Raw genomic sequence first — 16,828 nt, forward strand, 5'->3', positions numbered from 1 at the left:
CAAGTTGAATTTAAAAAACTTGTTATAAGTATTAAGCTAATAAATATTTTTTTCATTATAAAAAAACCTTAATGGTAATTTCTTTTATTTAATATTAGTTGCAATGCACAAATAAATAGAAAAAGGGTGATGAGTAAAATTAAATTATTCATTTCAAAAATGGTTGGTAAAAAGGCGCCTATACTCGCACCAATAAATAAAACACAGGTGTATAGCGATACGGCAATGCCACGACTTTCAGCTTCAGATTTGATTGTAATACATGTAATCATTGATGGAATGGCATAGGCTAGTCCAAAAACAAATATAAAATGGATAATAAATAAAAGACTAACAAAATTTAATTGGTTATTAATATAAAAACAGTGAATTAATAACGAAGTGCTCATTAGACATAATGCAATGAATAATACGTATAATGGTTTGATTAGCTTAAATAGATAACCAGCTGTTAGACTAAATAATATAGCAATAATGCTTATATTACGTAGTGTTGGTACATAAATAATTAATAAACTATGGTGTAATATTGAATAAAGACTAACAAAACTAAGTAGAACAAAGAGCGAACAACAATAGATAGGAAATAATTTTTTATTAAACAAAATGTTGGGAAGTTTACTAAAAATTGAAGTTATTGATGTTTTTTGTAGTGTTGGTTTTTTCTTATTGCTTTTTGAACTGTTGAAATAAAAGCATACACCGCCTAATGTGTAAATAGTACCTAAAAACCACATAGATTTGTGCAGTGAATCAACAATCATTATTGAACCAAACCATTGCCCAATGGTTGTTGCGAGTAGAAACGTACAACTAATAATTGAGATTGCTTTAGATTTTGTTGCATCAGCAAGGTTAACCGAAATCCACGCTAATGCAACAGGTGGAAATGAGGCTGCACAAAAGCCTTGGATGGAACGTGCTAACAACAATAAATAATAACCACTTATCAATGGAATAATAAAAGTGATTAATGCTAAAAGTAGTAAGCCTATTGCTAAAGTAAAATCTTTGCCTATTTTATCTGATAAAATTCCCCAAATAATTAGTCCAATCGCGTAAAAAATACCAAATATACTTGTTAATAAGCTGACATTACTTGGTGTACTACCTTTGATAAAAATTAGTAAATTTTCTGGAATGGGTAAAAAAATGTAGAGAAGGGTGACAACAGCAAGCGCTATAAAAGGAATTAATGTTGTTCCTACGATTAACTTATATTTCATTGATAAGTCCTTTAAGTTTAATTGTTGTATTTAAACTACAATAATTGCAGTATATATCCATTTCGGTTTTTAAATCAACATAATTTGTTGTAACAATATAATTTAATCGATAAAATATAGAAAAATAAATGATGAAAAAGGTTTTGCTATGGAAGATATTTCTGTTAAGAATTCATATGATGACTTTTTATTAACCGTGATTGTTGGTATTGGCGAGGTTTCTGAAATGACAAAAATTCCAGTTAGAAAATTACGATATTGGGAAGAAAAAGGCATCATTAAAACAGTTGATCCACAATCTAAGTCTCGTCAATTTGATTTAGCGAATATAAAAAAAATTGTTTTGATTCAAGAGTTAATGGAAGATGGATATTCGTTGGATGGTGCTGCCAAAAAAGTTGAAGATAGAATTGCAAAAATAGAATCATTAATGAATCTAATTCAAATGTAATTGTATGTATATTTGTTTTTTTATATTGTAATAATATTAATTTAAGTTCTAGTCATTAATTGGTTTTATAATCATATTTTCAATATGAGTATTTTATTATTTTGCTTATCAATTGATGGCTTTATTAAGTTTATTATTGATAGGTTTTTATTAATATTTTAGTAAGCCTTTTTTAGGATAAACAGATAAAACCGATATCTAATGTCACATTAAAATCATTACCTCAAGGTAAATCGTTTGTTGACGTTGATGGTGTTTGCTGTGGTGAAAAGTTAGAAGGCTGTTATTTAGAAATGGCCTTTAATTATAATGGCTGTTATATTTTTATTTTTAACTTAAAATTGGCAATCAAAATAACGATTGCCAAAGTTCAATTTTGTTAAAAATCATATGTTGCTGTTTGATTTAACATTGCATGTAAATTCGTTATTGTTTTATTTTTGATTTTCTGACGGATTTCCTGAATAAGGAAATATGCTGTCTTTTAGTGAAAAAGAGAAATCTTTAGTATTAATCTCGCCAATAATGTTGTTACTATCGTATAAAGCCAGTAAAAATTCGGCCATCTGCTTGGCTGTATGGTACTTTGTAAAACTCGTATCGTAGTTGTATTCACTGACATTATTGGCTTTTTCACCAAATTCTGTTTTTGTTGCAGCGGGAGCTAATACCTTTGCGGTTAATTGGGCATTAGCTTGCTTTAATTCCTGTGCTAGCCCTTCGGTAAAGGCGTTGACATAGAATTTTGTTGCGCAATAGGTTACTGCATTGGGAACGATAGTATATCCGCCTCGTGAGGAGATGTTTATTAGTTGTGTTCCGGGTTCATTTTGATATTTACGTACATATAGTGTTGAAAAAATCGTTAGGGTTTCAATATTTAAATGAAGCATTGATTCGATTTTTTCTAAATCTTGATCACGAACACTGCCGTAATGACCAAAACCAGCATTATTAATCCATGTTTCAATAAAATAGTTGCTTAAATCATTAAAAAGGGAATAAGCGTTGGTTGGCTGTGATAAATCACAAACTTTTATAATTACTTCTAATGTTGGGTTAATTTTTGCTATTTCTTGTCGTAAATGTTCTAAATTTTCTTGTCTTCTTGCTGTAATAATAAGGTTTTTATTTCGTTTGGCAAAGGCAAGGGCGGTTGCATAACCTATGCCAGAACTGGCGCCGGTTATAACAGTATATCTTTTATTTGGATTGATCATTTTTATTTCCTTTAATTAATATTTCAAATTTCTCTTTAAGTAACACTATTTAACCTATTGAATAGGCGATAAATGTATCTTCATTATGATAGAAGAAAGGGCTTATTTTGATTTTTTATCTTTGTTGATTATTTGTTTGCCATGAATTGTGTGGTACTTCAAATTCTCTTGTGGTTTGTGCTATAACATCATTCAACTGTTGACGATTTAATGGTATGCAATAAGCCGGTTTTGCTCGTTCAAATCGCCAGCTATTTGATAAAGCACCGACATCAACATAATCATAGCCGATATTTTCTAGTAGATTGATAACAGTCTGTTTGGTGGCTAAATCGTTTCCAGCGATAGGAATTGCCCTTCTATCGGATTGATCATTAGGTTTTGCATCTTTAACAACATCTTTAGCAAGAATGGCATTGAAGACTTTAACAACTTTAGACTTATTAAGATGTTTGGCCATTAGCTCACTGGTTGTTATTTCATATTTATCTAATGGTTCTAAATACCCATCGCGTTCAGGGTAATAGTTAGTAGCATCAAGTACTATTTTGCCTCGGAGTAATTCAGTGGGTAAATGTGTATAATTGATAAAAGGAATAGCAACGAGAATGATATCAGCAAATTTAATGGCTTCTTCTTGGCTTCCAATTTGACAGTTTAAGCGTGTAGCTACACTAAATAGTGTACTTTTATCTCTAGAATTGCTTAGCATAACTTGATAACCTGCTTGCATAAATAGTGTTGCGCAAGCTTGACTGACAAATCCTGCACCTATAATGCCGATTTTTTTCATATATTTACTCCTTTTAGATATTCGCTTGATTTATGCTATGATATTTGTAAAATAAAAAGTAATAAATATCTTAAAAGTTGTTTTATTAACAACTATCGGTTGGTAATATGGATTTATTTAGGAGTATGGAAGCTTTTGTATTGACTGTAAAAACAGGTTCATTTGCATCAGCTTCTATTTCATTAAATACCTCTCCTCAAATGGTTGCGAAATATATTCTTTTTTTAGAAACGCAATTAGGGCTAAAGTTACTTAATCGAACAACTCGCTCACAAAATCTTACTGAATTTGGTAAGCAGTATTATGAACGTTGCTTAAGTATTTTGGGTGAAGTTAAAGCTACCACTATGCTTGCACAACAATTTTTAGACGAACCTAGTGGAGTGCTTAGAATTAGTGCACCATTTACGTTTGGTAATTCTGCTTTAGTGTCACTAATTAGTCGGTTTCTAAATTGTTATCCAAAAATTAGTGTTGATATTCAGTTGAGTGATCATTATGTTGATTTAGTTAAGGATGGTTTTGATATCGCGTTTCGTATTGGTGATTTGAGTGATTCTAGCCTCATTGCTCGTAGACTTAATCCTCATCAACTTATTTTTGCTGCTTCACCAAATTATTTGGCAGAATACGGTATTCCATTAACACCATATGATTTGAAACAACATCGGTGTTTGGTTTATCAGTATGCTAATCAAAATAGCAAAGACTATATTTGGCCATTTATGATTAATGGTGAATTAATTAATATTCCTATATCAGGATCATTTCAAAGCAATCAGACGTCGGCTTTAGCGATAGCGGCAATTGAAGGATTAGGTATCACAATGTTACCTGAAGCTATGTTACAAGAACCGATCACGCAAAAGAAATTACTTCCTGTATTACAGTCATTTTTACCACCCGCGAAGCAGCTTAATATGCTTTACACAGCTGATTGTCAGCAACCACCAAAGTTAAAAGCATTTATTGAATTTGTGCTGAATGCGATGGCTTGAGTGATAATTACGTTTAAATATAATAAAAAAGGCGATTATTTCGCCTTTTTTATTATATAACTAATACGATAATTATTTTATAGTTACTAAAGTGCTAACTTCTTTTCCTAACATATTGTTTAGATAGACTAAATCGTCTGCAGTTAATGTGCCAACAGCATATTTAAGTTGTAGTAGACTAGTTAAGTAATTATATTTCGCATCAGATAAGCGCTGTTTTGAACTGTATAGTTGTGTTGTAGCATTTAATACGTCAACGATTGTTCGCGTTCCTGCTAGATAACCAGCGTTTGTTGATTCTAATGAACTTTGTGCAGAAATAACTGCTTGTTGATAAGCTTTGATTGCACTAATGGATGATGAAATATTATTATATGATGAACGGACTTGATTAATAACACTACGATTAGTACTTTCTAGTTTTTCGCTGAAACTTACATAGTTTTGTTGGGCTTGTTCAACTTTAGACATTGTTGCACCACCTGAAAAGATTGGTAGGTTTACACTGACGCCAACATAGTTATTCCCTGAATAAGATTTGCCACCATGTGCACCAGGTGCTATGTTGTTACCATATCTATCAGTTTTATTTAAATTTGTCGATGCATCTAAACTTGCTGTTGGTAAATGACCTGATTGTGAGAGTTTGATTTGTTCACGCGCTATGTCTTGATTTAACCTCATTGTTAATAAATTAAGATTAGACGTTTCAGATTGTTTTAATAAAGTATTGATTTGTGTCGGGGATTCAGTTTTAAATGTATTACTGTTAATACTTGCCAAACTTGAATAAAAACGGCCACTTACTTGACGTAAATTTTCGATTGCATTGTTTAACTCATTTAATGCGTTTACTTGTTGCGCGACAGTTAGGTCATGATTAGCTTTTGCATTTTGTACGTCTTCAATTGTTGCTAATCCAACTTGGAATTTTTGACTGATTTGTTCTAATTGGCGCGCAATTGCTTTTTTCTGTGCATCAATAAAGCTTAATGCATCAAGCGATTTTAACACATTAAAATAAGCAACAGAAGTATTTAAGATTAATGTTTGACCTTGGTATTGATAGGCAATATCGGCAATACTTGCTTGCTTTTTAGTAATATCTAAGGCTTTCCAATTTGAGAAATTAAAAATGCTTTGTGATACTGTGATTTGGTATAAGTTGCCGCTTTTAGATTTTATACCACTGTTATCACGTCGACCATGATTAACACCATAAGAAGCGCTCAAACCAATCTGTGGTAGCAAGCTCGCTCGAGAACCAGAAATTGCTGCATATGCTTTGTTTTTTTCAGCTAATGAACTGCGTAGATCTGGATTAGTTTCTTTTGCCTGTTCATAAACTTGTATTAAATTTTCAGCAAAGACAGATTGGCTTAACATTAAGCCAACTAAAAAGGTTAAAGTTTTTTTCATCAATCTTCTCTTTAAAAATCATTAAAATATAGTAGTATTTTTAATGGTATAATTTTAGCAGATAATTAACATATAGTAAGCATAGTTTATGTCTATTCGCACTTTTTATTCAAATTCAATTTAAATTTGGGATTTTATATGAAAATTAAAGGTAATCCAGTTCGTTTTGATAAAAACGATGTGGTTAATTTGACTAAGAAAGTTTTGTATAAAGGTTTTTTTTCTTTATTTGAATATCGTTTTCAATATCGTAAATTTGATGGTTCAATGAGCGAAGTTGTAGCTCGTGAAATTTTGGAACGTGGTCATGCGGTTGTACTTTTAGCTTATGATGCTAAACGTGATGACGTTGTATTAATTGAACAAATTCGAATTGCCGCTATTGAAACTCAAGATAGTCCATGGATGCTAGAACTTATTGCCGGTATGATGGATCATGAAAATGAGTCATATGAAGATGTAGCAAGGCGTGAAGCTATGGAGGAAGCCGGAGTCACTGTAGGTAGATGTAAACCTATAATCAGTTATTTGGCATCACCAGGCGGTTTGACTGAACGACTGCATATTTTGGTGGGTGAAGTTGATTCATCAACCGCTACAGGTATTCACGGCCTAGCTGAAGAAAACGAAGATATTAAAGTTCATGTTGTAAGCCGATCTCAAGCTTATCAATGGGTAGAAGATGGAATTATTAATAATGCTGCATCTATTATTGCACTTCAATGGTTAGAGCTTAATCATGAGTCATTAAAAAAAGAGTGGAAATAATTTTTTAATGATTAGATTTAATTATTTCTTTCATAAAAGTGTGATCTATTTTACACTTTAATATAACACTAGGATTTATAATAAAAATTATGTTTCCAGTCACAATGTTTATTTTGTTGCTGACATTATTAACCATAATTATAGATTGATAAATAATTGGGGTAAATTTTGGAGTCATTTTTAAAACTTCCAATTCGGAATAGAAATTACGGTAGAATATTACATATAACTGATACTCATCTTTTTTCAGATGATGATAGCTCGTTGTTGGGAGTTCATTCTAATGCTAGCTTTTTATCAGTTATTAATGAAATTGAACGTAGTAACAAGAAGTTTGATTTGATTGTAGCGAGTGGCGATTTTGTTCAGGACGGTTCTAAAAAAGCTTATGCCCGTTTTGCTAAGCAAATAAATAAGTTTAATACGCCTTGTGTATGGTTGGCTGGTAACCATGATAATTATGCTTATATGCAAGATGTATTTGATAACTATCAACTTGCCGATAATAAAATAGTTCAACTAGGAAGCAAATGGTTAATTGTTTTATTAAATAGCCAAGTTGTGGGGCAGGCTTATGGTTTTTTACCAGAATCTGAACTTGAGTTTTTACAAAATGCTTTAACTAAATACTCTTCTAGATATGTGTTAGCTTTTTTACATCATCATCCAATTAGTTCTGGCTGCCATTGGTTAGATCAGCATATTTTGAAAAATAGTGGACAATTAGAGCAGATGATTCAACAACATCCTAATATAAAGGGAATTGGTTGGGGCCACATTCATCAAAAACAGGATTATATTTGGCATCATTGTAATGCTTTTTCAACGCCTTCAACTTGTTTTCAATTTAAACCTGAATGCTATGATTTTCAATTATCAAGTGACGATGCTCCCGGTTGGAGAGAAATTAAACTTAATGCAGATGGTTCTATCGAGAGTGATGTTTATAGATTAACAAACAATCAGTTTTTACCAGATATTTCTCAGAATGGTTATTAATAAATAATAAAGGGGATGCTTGAAGAACTAAATAAAAATTATAGTAATGGTGCAAAAAAGTAAAACAGCCGTTCAACAACTCGTTGCCAAATTGGGCGTTGGTTCCATTCTTCAGTTTTTACTTTATCTGAGTTAGATAAATATTTTTTTAAGAGCAATGCTAACGATTTAGCGAATTCTATGTCATCAATCACTGTTGTGATTTCAAAATTAAGCCATAAGCTACGCATATCTAAATTAACAGTACCAACAAGACTTAGCTGGTTATCGATTAGAACGCTTTTTGTGTGTAATAGGTTATCATTGAATTGATAGAGTTTTACACCACCATTTAATAATTCGGAAAAAAATGCTCGGCTTGCCCATTTTACCATTAGTGAGTCATTTTTTTTGGGGATGATGATGATGACTTCTACTCCCCTTTGAGCTGCGGTACAGACAGCATGTAAAATATCATCGCTAGGTACTAAATAAGGTGTTGTAAAAATAATTTGGTCTTGTGCTGAATAGATTGCTGTTAATAACACTTGATGAATCATGTTTTCCATATAACCTGGGCCAGATGCTATTAATTGCATTATGTGTTTTTTATCCTCTGGTGGTTCGGCGAAGTCGGTTATTTTGGGTAGAGTTAAATGTTTGCCTGTTTCTAGTTCCCAATCACTGGCGTATATGGCACTCATTAACGTTGTTATAGGGCCATTCATTCTGACCATAATATCAACCCATTCACCAACATGTTTATTTTGTTTAAAAAAGCGAGGATCAACTATATTCATACTGCCAGTATAGGATATATAATTGTCGATGATGGCTACTTTTCGGTGTTGGCGTAAGTCCAGTCGTCTAAACATAAATCGAAGTAAGTTTACTTGTAAAGCTTCAACAATGATAATTCCTGCATCACGCATTCTTTTATTCGCATCAGTTTTTATAAAATGTCTGCTACCTGCAGAATCAACCATTAATCGACAAGTTACACCTCGCTTAGTTGCTTGTATTAGTGCTTGTTCAACATCATCAGCACGACCACCTTCATTCCAGATATAAAATACCATTTCGATATTTGATGTTGCTTTATTTATATCGTCAATTAAACGGTCAAAAATTTCGTTAGTTTCGCTTAGTAGTTCGATGTGATTACCATTAATTCCATCAAGACCTGTTTGGTGTTTGCAAAGTTGAAAAATTGGTTTACTTACTTGACTAACATTACTGGTAAAAATATCAGAAAATTCACTTAGACGATTAATAAACTTTGAAATAGTTGGACGCATTTTTTGCGCCCGTTTAACGCGTTGTTGTCCTAAGTGAGCCTCTCCTAGGGCAAAATAAAGGAACACTCCGACAAGTGGTAAGATATAAATAACTAACATCCATGCAATGACATAAGTTGTTGGTCTTCGTTTGAAGACGATCCGTAATGTTGTTGAAACAATGATCAACCAATAAACAAAAAAGATCAACGTGCTAATTAAAGCATGAAATGTGGTAAATTGCATACTTAGTTAATTATTAGTTAAGTTTAATTTAGTAAGCGGATCTTTAGTGCAATCATAATTTTGAAAAACTTCTGGTAATGGTTTGGGGTTATTATGCTTATCAACTGAAACATAAGTAAATACAGCATCGGTTATGCAAAAACGTTCTGTAGTATCAAATGTATCAATGACTTTTTTTACCCAAACCTCAATACCAATGGTGATAGATGTTTTTCCTGTTTTAATGCATTGTGCGTAACAACAAACAACATCCCCTACCATTGCTGGTTTGTAAAATGTAATACTACTAGCATTAACTGTTACAACTCGATTTCTAGCGATCTCTTTTGATAAAATACCACCAGCAAGATCCATTTGAGACATGATCCACCCGCCAAAAATATGTCCATGGGGATTGGTGTCTGCAGGCATAGCCAGAGTTCTTAGGACTAGTTGTCCCTTAGGGGCTATATTTTGTGTCATGCTAAAATACTCCATTTGTACTATATTATTGTTTATTGTCTATATCTTTATTCATATTTTTATAGATGTAGATACCTGATATTAAAGACAATAGTAACGATGCGCCAGGTAAAATAAATACTTTAAATATCCAGAAAAAATTATCTGTAGTGTAATAGGTCGCACCTAAACTAATTGTGCCACATAATATAAAGAAAACGACCCATAATAAATTTAGTTTATTCCAAATATTTATATCTAGTTGTATTTCTTTACTGAGCATTTTTTGAAGTAGGTTTTTTTTGAAAATAAATTGGCTAACTAATAACGCCATAGCAAATAAGAAATTAATAATAGTTACTTTCCATTTGATTATATTAGGGTCACGCATATAAAGTGTGAATCCACCAAAAACCATGATCATCAGATAAGAAATTAACTCTATTTTATCTATTTTTCTATATAAAATAAGAATAAGAAGAAAGCATACTGTTGCTGCGATCATTAATGCTTGAACGCCCACAAAGACGTCGTACATTGTTAAAAAAATAAAAAAGAATACAAGAGGAATAAAGTTTAAAAGCTGTTTCATTTAAGTATTAACCTAGTAAAAAGGTAAGTTGTCATATTTTAAATAAGCAAAAAGCCTATTGGAATAGGCTTATTTTTTGTGATGAAGTTCAGGATGCGCTTTACAATTACCAGATTGGCAATGCCCATAAAGGTATAAGCTGTGATAAGTTAACTTAACACCATATTGTTCTGCGATTTCTTTTTGTCTAGCATTGATAATATCATCGCGAAACTCAAACACTTCGCCACAATCCAAGCAAATTAAATGATCGTGATGTTGTTGTGTCGCTAGTTCAAAAACTGCCTTGCCACCTTCGAAGTTATGGCGAGTGACAATTCCAGCATCATCAAACTGGTTCAAAACACGATAGACGGTTGCAAGCCCAATTTCTTCACCCATATCAAGTAGTTTTTTATAAAGATCTTCTACTGTGATATGTTGGCATGAAGGATCTCGTAATAATTCTAAAATCTTCAATCGTGGTAACGTAACCTTTAAACCAGCGCTTTTCAGAGCTGCATTATTATCATTATCGTGATTAGTCATATTACTTCCCGTTAAGTTATAAATATTTAACCATTATAGAAACTATATATGGTAAATAAAAGAAATCGTTTTAATAGATTAAATTTTCATTTCTATTTTGACTTGATTAACCCAATTGTTGATGCGTTCTTCAGTTAACTCTGGTTGGCGATCTTCGTCAATCGCTAAACCAATAAAGTGAGTGTCGTCAACCAAGCTTTTTGATGCTTCAAAACTATAGCCTTCAGTTGACCAGTGCCCAACGATTTTTGCACCTTTAGGTTCGATAATATCACGAAGTGTACCCATAGCATCACAGAAATATTCGGCGTAATCTTCTTGATCGCCACAACCAAAAATAGCTACCACTTTACCGTTAAAGTCAACTTTTTCTAAATTTGGAAAAAAATCATCCCAGTCGGCTTGCGATTCACCATAGTACCAAGTTGGAATTCCAAAAAATAGATAATCATATTGCTCAATGTCTTCTTTAGTTGTTTTGGCTATGTCAAAAATGTCAGCTTTGTCATTACCCAAAGCTAGTTGGATTTGTTTTGCTACATTTTCTGTATTACCTGTGTCACTACCAAAAAAGATACCAACTTGTTTCATATTTTTACCTTTACTATTTACGATATTAAGATATTTTTAGAAGTATATCATTGTCACTAACTATCAGCAATAATCCTAACTTACGCTAAACATAAGTTATTATTTGCTATACAATTTATTTATGTTGAATTAAAATTGTTGTCTATTTTATGTTAACTTAGGCTGTGGAATTCGTTTATGAACTTGCATGAATATCAATCTAAATGTCTTTTTAAACAATATAATTTACCCATACCAGAAGGATATGTTTGTAACTCAATTGGTGAAGTACAAGATATCTTAGCTGAATTATCTTCACAGAAAGATTTAGGTACTTGGGTGGCTAAATGTCAGGTTCATGCAGGAGGGCGAGGTAAAGCCGGTGGCGTTATTTGTACTCAAAATTATAGTGAGATAAAGCAGTTTGCTGAAAAATGGTTGGGGCAATATTTAGTTACTTATCAAACAACCGATAAAGGCCAACCAGTTAACAAAATTTTAATTGAAAAAGCGTCTAATATTCATAATGAATTGTATTTGGGGGCAGTGGTTGATCGTAGCTCTAAGCGTGTTGTAATTATGGCTTCAACAGAAGGTGGTGTTGACATTGAAAGTGTTGCTGAAAAATCGCCACATTTAATTTATAAAACCTCGCTTGATCCTTTAACTGGACCTTGTGCTTTTCAAGCTCGAGAACTTGCATTCAAATTGGGACTGACAGGTAAATTAGTGAACCAATTTACAAAGCTTTTTGTCAATTTTGCAAAGCTTTTTTTAGAAAATGATGTTTCATTAGCCGAAGTTAATCCTTTAGTAATTACTGATTCAGATGAACTTATTTGTTTAGATGCAAAAGTGGTTTTAGATGATAATGCTATTTTTAGACATCCTAACTTAAATGTTTTAAGAGATACAACGCAAGAAGATGAGCGTGAATCAATCGCTGCAAAACAAGGTATTAGCTATGTATCATTAAATGGCAATATTGGTTGTATGGTTAATGGTGCAGGTCTTGCGATGGCAACTATGGATATTATTAAACTGCATGGCGGTGAGCCAGCTAACTTTTTGGATGTCGGTGGAGGCACAACGAAAGAACGCGTTGCAGAGGCATTTAAATTGATATTATCTGACAAAAATGTGAAAGCAATTTTGGTTAATATTTTTGGTGGTATTGTTCGTTGTGATTTAATTGCTGATGGTATTATTAGTGCAATTAAGGAAATTGGTCTTACTGTTCCTGTTGTTGTTCGTCTTGAAGGTAATAACGCTGTACTTGCTAGAGAAATTCTCGCTAAAAGTAAATTAAATATTATTACTGCTGAAAGTTTAATAGATGCGGCCCAAAAAATCGTTGCTGTTGCTTAATAATAGGACGCATGGAGAATAGTTATTATGTCAATTTTAGTTAATAAAGAAACCAAAGTTATTTGCCAAGGGTTTACCGGTAGTCAAGGTACTTTTCATTCACAGCAAGCGCTTGATTATGGTACTAAGTTAGTCGGTGGGGTGACACCGGGTAAAGGCGGTTCAACACATTTAGGTTTGCCAGTTTTTAACACTGTTAAAGAGGCTGTTGATGTAACAGGGGCGACGGCAAGCGTTATTTATGTACCAGCAGCATTTGGTAAAGATTCTATTTTAGAAGCGATTGATGCAGGTATTAAATTAATTGTTTGTATTACTGAGGGTATTCCAACTTTAGATATGCTTGTTGTTAAAGAAAAACTACAACAAAATGATGTTGTTATGATCGGACCAAATTGCCCCGGTATTATTGTTCCTGATGAATGTAAAATAGGTATTATGCCTGGACATATTCACCTAGCAGGGAAAGTGGGGATTGTTTCTCGCTCTGGTACATTAACTTATGAAGCGGTTAAACAAACAACGGATATTGGTTTGGGGCAATCTGTGTGTGTTGGTATTGGCGGTGACCCTATTCCTGGTAGTGATTTTATTTCTATTTTAGCATTACTTGAACAAGATCCTAAAACTGAAATCATTGTTATGATTGGTGAAATTGGTGGTAGTGCCGAAGAAGAGGCAGCTGAATACGTTAAAAAACACGTAACTAAACCCGTTGTAGCTTATATTGCAGGTGTTTCTGCTCCATCAGGGAAACGTATGGGACATGCTGGTGCAATTATTTCAGGAAATAAGGGGACAGCGGCTGAAAAATCTAAAGTATTGCAATCTGCAGGCATTACAGTTGTAAAAAGTCTTACCGATATCGGCGATGCTGTGAACAAACAAATTAAGATATAGATTTTTTGATGTACATCAATTTTTATTCTGTAATTATCAGTGTATAATAGCAGTCAATAACGTAAAATTTTGTGAGCATTTAAGGATTAGGGAGCGCTTATGTTAGATATAGTAGAACTTTCACGCCTCCAGTTTGCACTTACTGCAATGTATCATTTTATTTTTGTTCCATTAACGCTAGGTTTAGCGTTTATGCTAGCAATTATGGAAACCGTATATGTTGTTAGTGGTAAGCAAGTCTGGAAAGATATGACGAAGTTTTGGGGCAAATTGTTTGGTATTAACTTTGCCGTAGGTGTAGCAACTGGTTTAACCATGGAGTTTCAATTTGGCACTAACTGGTCTTATTATTCACACTATGTGGGTGATATTTTTGGTGCACCATTAGCGATTGAAGGTTTAATGGCTTTCTTCCTTGAATCAACAATGGTTGGTTTATTCTTTTTTGGTTGGGATAGATTGAGTCGCGGTAAACATTTAATGGTGACTTGGTGTGTTGCATTTGGTTCTAATCTCTCAGCACTTTGGATATTAGTTGCTAATGGTTGGATGCAGTTTCCGGTGGGTTCTGAGTTTAACCCTATCAATTCACGTATGGAAATGGCCAATTTTTTCGAGTTAATTACTAACTCAGTTGCTCAATATAAATTTGTTCATACTGTAGCAGCAGGTTATTTAACTGGTGCGATTTTTGTATTAAGTATTAGTTCTTATTATCTACTAAAAAAACGAGATATTGGATTTGCAAAACGTTCCTTTGCTGTGGCAGCTACATTTGGTTTTATCATGTCAATTGCTGTTGCCATTATGGGGGATGAAGCAGGGCACGAAATGACAACGGTTCAACCAGCTAAGCTTGCTGCCATTGAAGCTGAGTGGGAAACTCAACCTGCGCCAGCATCATTTAATGTTATTGCTTTTCCATCACAAAAAAATAAAGAAAATTTATTTGCAATAGAGATTCCTTATGCAATGGGTATAATGACCACTCGTTCATTTGATACTCAAGTAATCGGATTAAAAGATATATTAAAAAATAATGAAACTAGAATTCGTAATGGTATTTTAGCTTATACGAATTTGGAAAAAATTCAGCAAGGAAGTCAAGATCCAATAGTTCTTAAAACGTTTGAAGACAATAAATCTGATTTAGGTTATGGTTATTTAGTCAAACGTTTCACTGATCGGGATAATTTGACTATCCCTCAAGCAAAGGAAGAACATATCAAAGCAGCAACAGAGGATTCAATTCCTGCTGTTTGGCCATTATTTTGGGCTTTTAGAGGCATGGTCGGTTTTGGTTTGTTAATGATTTTGGGAACAGGTATCGCTTTATGGACTACCTATAAAAATAAAATCGGCGAAAAACGTTGGTTATGCCGTTTATTGATTCTATTTTTACCTTTACCATGGTTAGCCTGTGAATGTGGTTGGTTTGTGGCTGAATATGGCCGTCAACCATGGGCAATTCAAGATATTTTACCAACAGGCGTAGCAAATTCTTCCTTAACTCCAGGTGAAGTATTATTTACTATGGTGCTTATTTGTGGGCTTTATACTTTGTTCTTGGTTGCAGAAATGTTCTTGATGTTTAAGTTTGCTCGTTTAGGTCCAAGCTCTTTAGGTACAGGCAACTATTATTATGAAAAAACACAACCAATATCAGAATAAAGCATAGGGGAGTATATACAATGATTGATTACGAAATTGTACGTGTCATCTGGTGGGTGCTGATTAGTGTTGTTTTAATCGGTTTTGTTGTCACTGATGGTTTTGATATGGGCGTGGGTATCTTATTACCGTTTATTGGTAAAACTGACACTGAACGTCGAATTATGATAAACGCAATTGCTCCCCATTGGGATGGTAACCAAGTTTGGTTAATTACTGCTGGTGCGGGAATATTCGCTGCTTGGCCTATGGCATATGCAGCCTCGTTTTCTGGCTTTTATATTGCAATGATTTTAGTGCTTTGTGCGCTGTTTTTTCGACCAATTGGTTTTGATTATCGCAGTAAATTAGAAAATTCAAAATGGCGTAATTTATGGGATACTGGTATTTTTGTTGGTAGCTTTGTGCCAGCATTGGTTTTTGGTGTTGCTTTTGGTAATTTATTAGAAGGTGTTCCATTCCGATTTGATAACTCTTATCGCGTGTTCTATGAGGGTAACTTCTTTGGTTTGCTTAACCCTTTTGCGTTGTTGACTGGTGTTGTTAGCTTAATGTTATTTGTTGCTCATGGTGGCGCATGGTTACAAATGAAAACATCAGGTGAACTTTATTTAAGAGCCAGAAAGGCTACACAAATCGCTAGCTTAATTATGTTAATTGCTTTCGTTTTAGCGGGAGTTTGGGTTGCATTTGGTATTCATGGTTATGAAATTACTAGTATCATCGATTATGATGCAGCATCACAACCGTTAAATAAAACTGTGTCTACTGATGCATCATGGTTAACTAATTATATGAATTACCCTATTTTATGGATAGTGCCTGCTTTGGGGATTGTGTTACCACTGTTGACTATTCTTTTTTCTGGTTTAAATAAAAATGCATTAGTTTTTGTTTCATCTATATTAACAATTGCATGTGTTTTATTTACCTATGGTATTGCAACTTTCCCATTTATTATGCCATCAAGCATTATGCCGAACGCAAGTTTGACAATATGGGACGCATCATCAAGTCAATTAACACTTAATATTATGTTTATTGTCGTTCTTATATTTTTGCCTATTGTTCTTTTTTATACCATTTGGTCATATATCAAAATGTTTGGACGGTTAGACAAAAATCATATCGAAAATAATAAGCATTCACTTTATTAAGGAAGATATTATGTATTACGTTTTATGGTTTATAGGACTGATTGCGGCATGTATGTTATCTGCTGTAACTGGTTTATGGGTTGAACGCGATAGTAATGAAAAAGAATCTAATAACAAGTAGTATTTGTTATAGAATAATAGAAAAGTAATAAAAAGGTGACGAAAAGTCGCCTTTTTAGTTGTTGCAAAAGATATTAATCATAAATTGTAATGATAATTGTTTTC

Annotated in this window: 18 protein-coding genes; 9 read left to right on the top strand and 9 right to left on the bottom strand. The window is 33.2% G+C overall.

The window, feature by feature from the left end:
- Positions 1 to 68: 68 nt before the first annotated feature.
- Positions 69 to 1,226, bottom strand: a complete 1,158-nt coding sequence (locus tag GQ589_RS00550; protein ID WP_160423893.1) for an MFS transporter — start codon at positions 1,224 to 1,226, stop codon at positions 69 to 71.
- A gap of 148 nt (positions 1,227 to 1,374) precedes the next feature.
- Between GQ589_RS00550 and GQ589_RS00555 the strand changes: the two genes are divergently transcribed.
- Positions 1,375 to 1,677, top strand: a complete 303-nt coding sequence (locus GQ589_RS00555) for a MerR family transcriptional regulator (RefSeq protein WP_160423896.1) — start codon at positions 1,375 to 1,377, stop codon at positions 1,675 to 1,677.
- A 434-nt stretch (positions 1,678 to 2,111) separates the two neighbouring features.
- Here the strand turns inward: GQ589_RS00555 and GQ589_RS00560 are convergent, their stop codons facing one another.
- The gene (locus GQ589_RS00560) at positions 2,112 to 2,897 is read right to left on the bottom strand and encodes an SDR family oxidoreductase (RefSeq protein WP_160423898.1); all 786 of its coding nucleotides are present in this window, start codon (positions 2,895 to 2,897) and stop codon (positions 2,112 to 2,114) included.
- 115 nt (positions 2,898 to 3,012) lie between these two features.
- Positions 3,013 to 3,690: an NADPH-dependent F420 reductase gene (locus GQ589_RS00565; protein ID WP_160423900.1), complete on the bottom strand. Its 678-nt coding sequence runs from the start codon at positions 3,688 to 3,690 to the stop codon at positions 3,013 to 3,015.
- Positions 3,691 to 3,797: 107 nt separating this feature from the next.
- Here GQ589_RS00565 and GQ589_RS00570 point away from each other — a divergent pair, with 107 nt between their 5' ends.
- Positions 3,798 to 4,688 (top strand): LysR family transcriptional regulator, encoded by an 891-nt coding sequence (locus GQ589_RS00570; RefSeq protein ID WP_160423901.1) that lies wholly within the window; start codon positions 3,798 to 3,800, stop codon positions 4,686 to 4,688.
- 72 nt (positions 4,689 to 4,760) lie between these two features.
- On the opposite strand, the gene tolC is transcribed toward GQ589_RS00570, so the two are convergent.
- Complete coding sequence (tolC, locus tag GQ589_RS00575) at positions 4,761 to 6,107, bottom strand: outer membrane channel protein TolC (protein ID WP_160423903.1); 1,347 nt, start codon at positions 6,105 to 6,107, stop codon at positions 4,761 to 4,763.
- Between the two features lie 138 nt (positions 6,108 to 6,245).
- Between tolC and nudF the strand changes: the two genes are divergently transcribed.
- Complete coding sequence (nudF, locus tag GQ589_RS00580; protein WP_160423905.1) at positions 6,246 to 6,875, top strand: ADP-ribose diphosphatase; 630 nt, start codon at positions 6,246 to 6,248, stop codon at positions 6,873 to 6,875.
- Positions 6,876 to 7,043: 168 nt separating this feature from the next.
- The gene (gene cpdA / locus GQ589_RS00585; protein ID WP_160423907.1) at positions 7,044 to 7,874 is read left to right on the top strand and encodes a 3',5'-cyclic-AMP phosphodiesterase; all 831 of its coding nucleotides are present in this window, start codon (positions 7,044 to 7,046) and stop codon (positions 7,872 to 7,874) included.
- A gap of 38 nt (positions 7,875 to 7,912) precedes the next feature.
- Here the strand turns inward: cpdA and cls are convergent, their stop codons facing one another.
- The 5 genes from cls to fldA form a co-directional block, all read right to left on the bottom strand.
- Positions 7,913 to 9,376, bottom strand: a complete 1,464-nt coding sequence (gene cls, locus GQ589_RS00590) for a cardiolipin synthase (RefSeq protein WP_160400333.1) — start codon at positions 9,374 to 9,376, stop codon at positions 7,913 to 7,915.
- Between the two features lie 6 nt (positions 9,377 to 9,382).
- Entirely contained in the window at positions 9,383 to 9,838 is a 456-nt protein-coding gene (yciA, locus tag GQ589_RS00595; RefSeq protein ID WP_160400334.1) for an acyl-CoA thioester hydrolase YciA, read from the bottom strand.
- Positions 9,839 to 9,863: 25 nt separating this feature from the next.
- Positions 9,864 to 10,409 (bottom strand): inner membrane-spanning protein YciB, encoded by a 546-nt coding sequence (locus GQ589_RS00600; RefSeq protein WP_160423909.1) that lies wholly within the window; start codon positions 10,407 to 10,409, stop codon positions 9,864 to 9,866.
- A gap of 69 nt (positions 10,410 to 10,478) precedes the next feature.
- On the bottom strand, positions 10,479 to 10,937 hold the full coding sequence (gene fur, locus GQ589_RS00605) for a ferric iron uptake transcriptional regulator (protein WP_160400336.1): 459 nt from the start codon (positions 10,935 to 10,937) through the stop codon (positions 10,479 to 10,481).
- Between the two features lie 78 nt (positions 10,938 to 11,015).
- Positions 11,016 to 11,528 (bottom strand): flavodoxin FldA, encoded by a 513-nt coding sequence (gene fldA, locus GQ589_RS00610; RefSeq protein WP_160400337.1) that lies wholly within the window; start codon positions 11,526 to 11,528, stop codon positions 11,016 to 11,018.
- Between the two features lie 177 nt (positions 11,529 to 11,705).
- Between fldA and sucC the strand changes: the two genes are divergently transcribed.
- The 5 genes from sucC to GQ589_RS00635 all read left to right on the top strand — a co-directional run bounded on the left by sucC (position 11,706) and on the right by GQ589_RS00635 (position 16,724).
- Positions 11,706 to 12,875: an ADP-forming succinate--CoA ligase subunit beta gene (sucC, locus tag GQ589_RS00615; protein ID WP_160423911.1), complete on the top strand. Its 1,170-nt coding sequence runs from the start codon at positions 11,706 to 11,708 to the stop codon at positions 12,873 to 12,875.
- 27 nt (positions 12,876 to 12,902) lie between these two features.
- Positions 12,903 to 13,775, top strand: a complete 873-nt coding sequence (sucD, locus tag GQ589_RS00620) for a succinate--CoA ligase subunit alpha (RefSeq protein WP_160411140.1) — start codon at positions 12,903 to 12,905, stop codon at positions 13,773 to 13,775.
- Between the two features lie 99 nt (positions 13,776 to 13,874).
- On the top strand, positions 13,875 to 15,446 hold the full coding sequence (locus GQ589_RS00625) for a cytochrome ubiquinol oxidase subunit I (RefSeq protein WP_160400340.1): 1,572 nt from the start codon (positions 13,875 to 13,877) through the stop codon (positions 15,444 to 15,446).
- Positions 15,447 to 15,466: 20 nt separating this feature from the next.
- A complete protein-coding gene (gene cydB, locus GQ589_RS00630; RefSeq protein ID WP_160423913.1) occupies positions 15,467 to 16,603 on the top strand; it encodes a cytochrome d ubiquinol oxidase subunit II in 1,137 nt (378 codons plus the stop codon).
- Positions 16,604 to 16,613: 10 nt separating this feature from the next.
- Positions 16,614 to 16,724: a cytochrome bd oxidase small subunit, CydX/CbdX family gene (locus GQ589_RS00635; protein ID WP_160411143.1), complete on the top strand. Its 111-nt coding sequence runs from the start codon at positions 16,614 to 16,616 to the stop codon at positions 16,722 to 16,724.
- Positions 16,725 to 16,828 lie beyond the last annotated feature (104 nt).

It is taken from the genome of Gilliamella sp. Pas-s27, from assembly GCF_009795865.1.
In the GTDB taxonomy this organism is placed as follows: Bacteria; Pseudomonadota; Gammaproteobacteria; order Enterobacterales; family Orbaceae; genus Gilliamella.

Bases quoted from the DNA above. Each gene is read 5' to 3' on its own strand.
- GQ589_RS00550 (WP_160423893.1), bottom strand. From the start codon at position 1,226: ATGAAATATAAGTTAATCGTAGGAACAACATTAATTCCTTTTATAGCG.
- GQ589_RS00555 (WP_160423896.1), top strand. From the start codon at position 1,375: ATGGAAGATATTTCTGTTAAGAATTCATATGATGACTTTTTATTAACC.
- GQ589_RS00560 (WP_160423898.1), bottom strand. From the start codon at position 2,897: ATGATCAATCCAAATAAAAGATATACTGTTATAACCGGCGCCAGTTCT.
- GQ589_RS00565 (WP_160423900.1), bottom strand. From the start codon at position 3,690: ATGAAAAAAATCGGCATTATAGGTGCAGGATTTGTCAGTCAAGCTTGC.
- GQ589_RS00570 (WP_160423901.1), top strand. From the start codon at position 3,798: ATGGATTTATTTAGGAGTATGGAAGCTTTTGTATTGACTGTAAAAACA.
- tolC (WP_160423903.1), bottom strand. From the start codon at position 6,107: ATGAAAAAAACTTTAACCTTTTTAGTTGGCTTAATGTTAAGCCAATCT.
- nudF (WP_160423905.1), top strand. From the start codon at position 6,246: ATGAAAATTAAAGGTAATCCAGTTCGTTTTGATAAAAACGATGTGGTT.
- cls (WP_160400333.1), bottom strand. From the start codon at position 9,376: ATGCAATTTACCACATTTCATGCTTTAATTAGCACGTTGATCTTTTTT.
- yciA (WP_160400334.1), bottom strand. From the start codon at position 9,838: ATGACACAAAATATAGCCCCTAAGGGACAACTAGTCCTAAGAACTCTG.
- GQ589_RS00600 (WP_160423909.1), bottom strand. From the start codon at position 10,409: ATGAAACAGCTTTTAAACTTTATTCCTCTTGTATTCTTTTTTATTTTT.
- fur (WP_160400336.1), bottom strand. From the start codon at position 10,937: ATGACTAATCACGATAATGATAATAATGCAGCTCTGAAAAGCGCTGGT.
- fldA (WP_160400337.1), bottom strand. From the start codon at position 11,528: ATGAAACAAGTTGGTATCTTTTTTGGTAGTGACACAGGTAATACAGAA.
- sucC (WP_160423911.1), top strand. From the start codon at position 11,706: ATGAACTTGCATGAATATCAATCTAAATGTCTTTTTAAACAATATAAT.
- sucD (WP_160411140.1), top strand. From the start codon at position 12,903: ATGTCAATTTTAGTTAATAAAGAAACCAAAGTTATTTGCCAAGGGTTT.
- GQ589_RS00625 (WP_160400340.1), top strand. From the start codon at position 13,875: ATGTTAGATATAGTAGAACTTTCACGCCTCCAGTTTGCACTTACTGCA.
- cydB (WP_160423913.1), top strand. From the start codon at position 15,467: ATGATTGATTACGAAATTGTACGTGTCATCTGGTGGGTGCTGATTAGT.
- GQ589_RS00635 (WP_160411143.1), top strand. From the start codon at position 16,614: ATGTATTACGTTTTATGGTTTATAGGACTGATTGCGGCATGTATGTTA.